The 5,711-nt window shown below is 71.4% G+C and carries 6 protein-coding genes; 5 read left to right on the top strand and 1 reads right to left on the bottom strand.

From position 1 onward, the window contains the following. The first annotated feature begins 191 nt into the window (after positions 1-191). Entirely contained in the window at positions 192-1,661 is a 1,470-nt protein-coding gene (locus tag ACFVW8_RS38115; RefSeq protein WP_389698467.1) for an ABC transporter permease, read from the top strand. A 104-nt stretch (positions 1,662-1,765) separates the two neighbouring features. Continuing rightward, positions 1,766-2,449 carry an ABC transporter ATP-binding protein gene (locus ACFVW8_RS38110; protein WP_389698465.1) on the top strand — a complete coding sequence of 228 codons (684 nt, stop codon included), beginning with the start codon at positions 1,766-1,768 and terminating at the stop codon, positions 2,447-2,449. A 91-nt stretch (positions 2,450-2,540) separates the two neighbouring features. On the opposite strand, the gene ACFVW8_RS38105 is transcribed toward ACFVW8_RS38110, so the two are convergent. After that, positions 2,541-3,014: an RDD family protein gene (locus tag ACFVW8_RS38105; protein ID WP_389698463.1), complete on the bottom strand. Its 474-nt coding sequence runs from the start codon at positions 3,012-3,014 to the stop codon at positions 2,541-2,543. A gap of 306 nt (positions 3,015-3,320) precedes the next feature. Between ACFVW8_RS38105 and ACFVW8_RS38100 the strand changes: the two genes are divergently transcribed. The 3 genes from ACFVW8_RS38100 to gdhA all read left to right on the top strand — a co-directional run bounded on the left by ACFVW8_RS38100 (position 3,321) and on the right by gdhA (position 5,574). Further along, positions 3,321-3,668 (top strand): DUF1330 domain-containing protein, encoded by a 348-nt coding sequence (locus ACFVW8_RS38100; protein ID WP_389698461.1) that lies wholly within the window; start codon positions 3,321-3,323, stop codon positions 3,666-3,668. A gap of 135 nt (positions 3,669-3,803) precedes the next feature. Continuing rightward, on the top strand, positions 3,804-3,974 hold the full coding sequence (locus ACFVW8_RS38095) for a hypothetical protein (RefSeq protein WP_389698459.1): 171 nt from the start codon (positions 3,804-3,806) through the stop codon (positions 3,972-3,974). Positions 3,975-4,197: 223 nt separating this feature from the next. Then, complete coding sequence (gene gdhA, locus ACFVW8_RS38090) at positions 4,198-5,574, top strand: NADP-specific glutamate dehydrogenase (RefSeq protein ID WP_389698457.1); 1,377 nt, start codon at positions 4,198-4,200, stop codon at positions 5,572-5,574. Positions 5,575-5,711: the final 137 nt, after the last annotated feature.

Here is a 5,711-nt window from a genome sequence, read left to right as displayed (position 1 = left end):
CGTGTGTTGGGGGGCCTCGCAGGCCTCAGCGGGCGACCTCCTCCGGGGCCCCACCCGGTCGCCCCCAAGTCCCCTCCACCCGGCGGGGGCCCCCCACCCGGGTGCCGCCGCCTGTGGCGTTCGTGGGTGTTCTCATCCGGATCTCATGGTGGCCTTAACCCACCATCACAACCGGTCCATAACCTCGCGCCATGTTCTTCACCTACCTCCGGCGCGAGCTGCGCCGCCGCAGAAAGGCGGCGCTCGTCGTCGCCTCGGGGCTCGGCCTCGGCATTGCGCTGGTCATCATCGTCAGCTCGGTCTCCTCGGGCATGAGCAAGGCCCAGGACAAGGTCCTGGAATCGCTGTACGGCCTCGGCACCGACATGACCGTCACCAAGGCGGCCGCGGCCCCCGGTTCCGGCACGGAGCGGCCCAAGTTCGAGTTCGACGCCAAGGGGAACGACGACGACTCGACCCAGAGCACGGACCGGGTCATGGTCCAGGGCTTCCAGACGCTGGCCTCCACCACGGTCGGCAAGGTGGACAAGCAGGACGGCGTCGCCGACGCCGTCGGCGGACTGAGCGTGACCGTCATGAAGGTGGACGGCCAGTTCAAGCGCGGTGAGTTCAAGCAGGAGGGCGGCAGCACGTCCCAGGGCGGCCGCGGCGGCCCCGGAGGCGGCGGCAGCAGCCAGCCGCAGGGTGAGGTCAAGGGCGGCGGCGCCTCCTTCGACGTCAACTCCTACACGGTCTACGGCACCGACGTCACCAAGCAGGACCTGGGCCCGCTGACCTCGTCGAAGATCACCTCGGGGCGGACGTTCAAGAGCACCGAGACCAACGGCAAGGTGGCCGTCGTCGACGCCGCCTACGCCAAGGAGAAGAAGCTCACCGTCGGCAAGACGGTGACCGTCCACGGCACCGAGTTCACGATCGTCGGCGTCTCGGCGGCCGACAGCGGCGACGCGGCCGCCAACCTCTACATCCCGCTCCAGCAGGCGCAGACCCTCGCCGACGCGAAGAACAAGGTCACCACGGTCTATGTGAAGGCCGCGGACTCGCAGCAGATCGACAGCGTCAAGTCCACGATCCAGAAGAACATCACGGGCACCACGGTCACCACCTCCGCCGATCTCGCGGACACCGTCTCCGGCTCCCTGTCCACTGCCTCCGACCTGGCCTCCAGCGTCGGCAAGTGGCTCTCCATCGCCGTACTGATCGCCGCGTTCCTGGTGGCGGGCCTGCTCACCTCGTCCGCGGTCAGCCGCCGGGTGCGCGAGTTCGGCACGCTCAAGGCCCTCGGCTGGAAGAGCGGCCGGGTCACCCGCCAGGTCGTCGGCGAGGCCCTCGTCAACGGGCTGATGGGCGGCGTCCTCGGCATCGCGGTCGGTCTGGCCGGCGCCTACGTCGTCACCGCGGTCAGCCCCACCCTCACCGCACAGCTCGGCTCCTCGGGCGGCGGCGGCGGTGGCGGCGGAATGCGCGGCGGAATGATGGGCGGGGGCGGCCGGCAGAGCGCCTCCAAGGCCCTCGACATCGCGCTGACCGCACCGGTCTCCCTCTCGATCATCCTGATCGCCGTCGGCCTGGCCGTGGCCGGCGGGCTGATCGCGGGCGCCTTCGGCGGCTGGCGCGCCTCCCGGCTGCGCCCCGCGGACGCGCTGCGCCGCGTCGAGTAGTCCGCCGCCGGACGCCCGCCGAACCGGGTGTCCCCACCCCCGTCCCCGTGATCCGCGAGCCGCCCTGCCGGGGCTCGCGGTCATCGTCCAGCAGGAGTTGACCCATGTACACGCTTCAAGGCGTCACCAAGCGCTACCCGCGCGGCAAGTCCACCGTCCACGCACTCGCCGGCGTCGATCTGACCATCGAGGACGGCGGCCGGCTGGTCATCCAGGGCCCCACCGGCGGCGGCAAGTCCACGCTGCTCCAGATGCTCGGCGGCCTGGACCGCCCCACGGCCGGCAGCATCGAACTCGACGGGGTCGACCTCGCGAAGCTCAGCGAGGCCAAGCTCACCAAGGTGCGCGCGGAGAACATCGGCTTCGTCTTCCAGAGCTTCAACCTCATCCCGACACTCACCGCCCAGGAGAACGTCGAGACCGCCCTCGTGCCGCTGGGCGGCAAGGCGTCGGAGCGGCGCAGACGGGCGGCCGAGGCCCTCGACTCGGTCGGTCTCGGCGAGCGGCTGGGGCATCTGCCCGGCGAGATGTCCGGCGGCCAGCAGCAGCGGGTGGCGATAGCCAGGGCCCTGGTCAAGCAGCCCAAGGTGCTGCTCGCCGACGAACCCACCGGCAACCTCGACGAGTCCATGCGCGACGAGATCATGGAGGTGCTGGAGACCATGTGGAAGGAGCACGGGCTCACCTTCATCATGGTCACCCACGACAGCTCGATCGCCCGCAGAGCGCCGCGGCTGGCGACCATCCGCAAGGGCAAGGTCACCATCACGGAGAACGCCGCGGCCTGAACCGGCCGGACGCGGGTGCCGTCGCAGGTTCCGCCGTCGTCCACGGCCCGTGCCACGGGTCCGTGGCCGGCGGTACGCGTTTCCCGAGGGTTCAGGCCGCCGCCCTTCCGGCGGCGCGGCGGCGCGCCGCGAGATCGCTCCGGCGGACCTGCCGCACCCCCGCAGGGTCGGCGCACGGCTCCGCGTACGGATCGCCCTCCTCGCAGCACCGCGGAGCGGGACCCGGGCCGTCCCCCTTGCGGGCGTGGTGGGCGCGCAGTCCGTACCAGGGCTGGAGCGGCAGCCAGCACAGGCCGTGCAGCCAGCGCCGCACCAGCTGCCCCGGCCCGGGGCGCCCGCCGTCCGGCAGGCTCACCACCCGTATGCCCATGATCAGCTTGCCGGCGCCGCCCCCGGCGAAAGCCGTGAGCACCACCTGGTTGAGGAAGGAGAGGGCGAGCACCGGCCCGAGCAGCAGGGCGACGTCCCCCGGCAGCGGCGTCGCGTCCACGTGCGGCCGGGCGAGTAACCCGGCGATGACCAGGCAGAGGTAGCAGTCGAGGCCCACCGCGAGATAGCGGCGCATCTCCCCGGCCCGGGGCGGTGTGCGCCGCCCCGCCGCCGCCGTACTGCGGGGTATGTGCGGCGGGCGCGCGGGGCCGTTTCCGGACAGCGGATTTCCGGCCAACGGCGTTGGCCCGTAAGGCCGGTGAGGATCCCGCGCCCTGCGGGTCCCCCGTGATGTCTTCATGACGGCATCATGTCTGATCACCCGTCACCGCGGGCCCGGACCGCGCAGCTCGCTCCCCTTTTACTCCCGGGGTAATCGACGCTCCCCGCCGTCCCCGGCAGCATGGTGCGCACCAGCGGACGAAGACCGGAGGACGGAACCATGACCGCGTACGCGATTGCTCACCTGCAGCCCGACAGTCTCCCCAACCAGGAGGTGATCGGCTACATCGACGGCATCCAGTCGACGATGGACCCGTACGGGGGCCGTTTCCTGGTCCACGTCACACCGGTCGAGGTCGTCGAGGGCGACTGGCCGGGGGCCGTCGTCGTCCTGGAGTTCCCCACGATCGAGGCCGCCCGTGCCTGGTACACCTCGCCCGCCTACCAGGAGCTGGCCCCGCTGCGGACCAGGAACATCCCCGGCGACCTGGTGCTCGTGGACGGCGTCGCACCGGACTACGACCCCAGGGCGACCGCCGCCGCCCTGCGCGCCGGATCCGTGGTGTAGCAGGCTGCACCACCGATCCGGGGGCCGGCACCCTCGTGCCCGGGGCCGCCGGACGGAAGCATGGGTGACGAGCCGGACACCGCCCCGGCCGCGTCACCCGCCCCGTGCCCGGGGCCGACTCCCTGGAGGAACCCCGTGAAGCCGCTGCTCTGGACCGTGCTCCTCGCCGCGATCGTCGCCAACGTCTCCCTCAACGTCCTGGTCGAGCAGGGCGGGCTGAACATCGCCCTGAGCGTCGTGTCGGGCGTGGTCGTCCTGTCCTCGGCGGCGGGTCTGTGGATGACGCGCCGCCCGCGGGAGTACTGAGGCCCGCGCACGTCGGGGACCGGGATTCATCATGTGGATGCCGGTGGAGTATTCAGGGGCGCGACTGGGACACTCTGTACGCTACAACGGTCCTGTACGTCGCATTCGTGAGCGCGGTACGCGTGACGTCTGGGTGACGCCCTCAATGGGGAGGGGGGACCTGGCGCCCCCCGGGACGGGGGCGTCTTCGCGTATGAGCCGACCCATGGAAGGTCTTGATCAGATGCCGGCCACCCCTGACTCCGCAATCCCGCACGCCGCCGCGAACCGCGTCATCGAACCGCTCTACGCGGAGATCCTCCGCCGCAACCAGGGCGAGAAGGAATTCCACCAGGCGGTACGGGAGGTTCTCGAAACGCTCGGCCCGGTGCTGGCCCAGCGGCCGGAGTTCGTGGACGCCCGGATCATCGAGCGCATATGCGAGCCGGAGCGCCAGCTCATCTTCCGGGTGCCGTGGACGGACGACTCGGGCGACATCCACGTCAACCGCGGCTTCCGCGTCGAGTTCTCCAGCTCGCTCGGCCCGTACAAGGGCGGACTGCGGTTCCACCCCTCGGTCAACCTCGGCATCGTGAAGTTCCTCGGATTCGAGCAGATCTTCAAGAACGCCCTCACCGGCATGCCGATCGGTGGCGGCAAGGGCGGCTCCGACTTCGACCCGAAGGGCCGCTCGGACGCCGAGATCATGCGGTTCTGCCAGTCGTTCATGACCGAGCTCCACCGCCACCTGGGCGAGTACACCGACGTCCCCGCCGGTGACATCGGTGTCGGCGGACGCGAGATCGGCTACCTCTTCGGCCAGTACAAGCGGATCACCAACCGCTTCGAGTCCGGTGTGCTCACCGGAAAGGGCCTCGGCTGGGGCGGCGCCCTGGTGCGTACCGAGGCCACCGGCTACGGCTGCGTCCTGTTCACCGCCGAGATGCTCCGCAGCCGAGGCGAGGCCCTCGACGGCCAGCGCATCGTCGTCTCGGGCTCGGGCAACGTCGCGATCTACGCGATCGAGAAGGCCCAGCAGCTCGGCGCCACGGTGGTGACCTGCTCCGACTCCGACGGTTACGTCGTGGACGAGAAGGGCATCGACCTCGCCCTGCTCAAGGAGATCAAGGAGGCCGGCCGCGGCCGCGTCTCCGAGTACGCCGAACGCCGTCCCGAGGCCGTCTTCGTACCCGGCAACGGCGTCTGGAGCGTCCCCTGCGATGTGGCACTGCCCTGTGCCACGCAGAACGAACTCCACGAGGCCGACGCGCTGGCCCTCGTCAGCAACGGCGTGAAGGCGGTCGCCGAGGGCGCCAACATGCCGACCACCCCCGAGGCCGTCCGCGTCCTCCAGGACGCCGGTGTGGCCTTCGCCCCCGGCAAGGCGGCCAACGCGGGCGGCGTGGCCACCAGCGCCCTGGAGATGCAGCAGAACGCCTCGCGCGACTCCTGGACGTTCTCGCACACGGAGGAACGGCTCGCGGAGATCATGCGCCACATCCACGACTCCTGCTACACCACGGCGGAGCGTTACGGCAGCCCCGGCAACTACGTGGTCGGCGCCAACATCGCCGGCTTCGAGCTGGTCGCGGACGCGATGCTGGCACAGGGCCTGATCTGACCTGATCCGGACGCGGGGGGGGGGGCCCCGCCCCCGGGACGGCGCGGCGCGACGCGCACCGCGGAGCGGCGCGGCCCGCGGGCGGCGGCCCGCCGGCCCCGCCCCCCGCCGCGCGCCACGCCGGAGGCGGACCCCCC

The organism is Streptomyces sp. NPDC058221, assembly GCF_042882365.1.
Classification (GTDB): Bacteria; Actinomycetota; Actinomycetes; order Streptomycetales; family Streptomycetaceae; genus Streptomyces.
This window is presented reverse-complemented; position numbering and strand designations above follow the sequence as displayed.

What these genes read in the sequence shown, in the direction of transcription:
- ACFVW8_RS38100 (WP_389698461.1), top strand. Translation starts at nt 3,321, where the DNA reads ATGACCGCGTACGCGATTGCTCACCTGCAGCCCGACAGTCTCCCCAAC.
- ACFVW8_RS38105 (WP_389698463.1), bottom strand. Translation starts at nt 3,014, where the DNA reads ATGCGCCGCTATCTCGCGGTGGGCCTCGACTGCTACCTCTGCCTGGTC.
- ACFVW8_RS38110 (WP_389698465.1), top strand. Translation starts at nt 1,766, where the DNA reads ATGTACACGCTTCAAGGCGTCACCAAGCGCTACCCGCGCGGCAAGTCC.
- ACFVW8_RS38115 (WP_389698467.1), top strand. Translation starts at nt 192, where the DNA reads ATGTTCTTCACCTACCTCCGGCGCGAGCTGCGCCGCCGCAGAAAGGCG.
- gdhA (WP_389698457.1), top strand. Translation starts at nt 4,198, where the DNA reads ATGCCGGCCACCCCTGACTCCGCAATCCCGCACGCCGCCGCGAACCGC.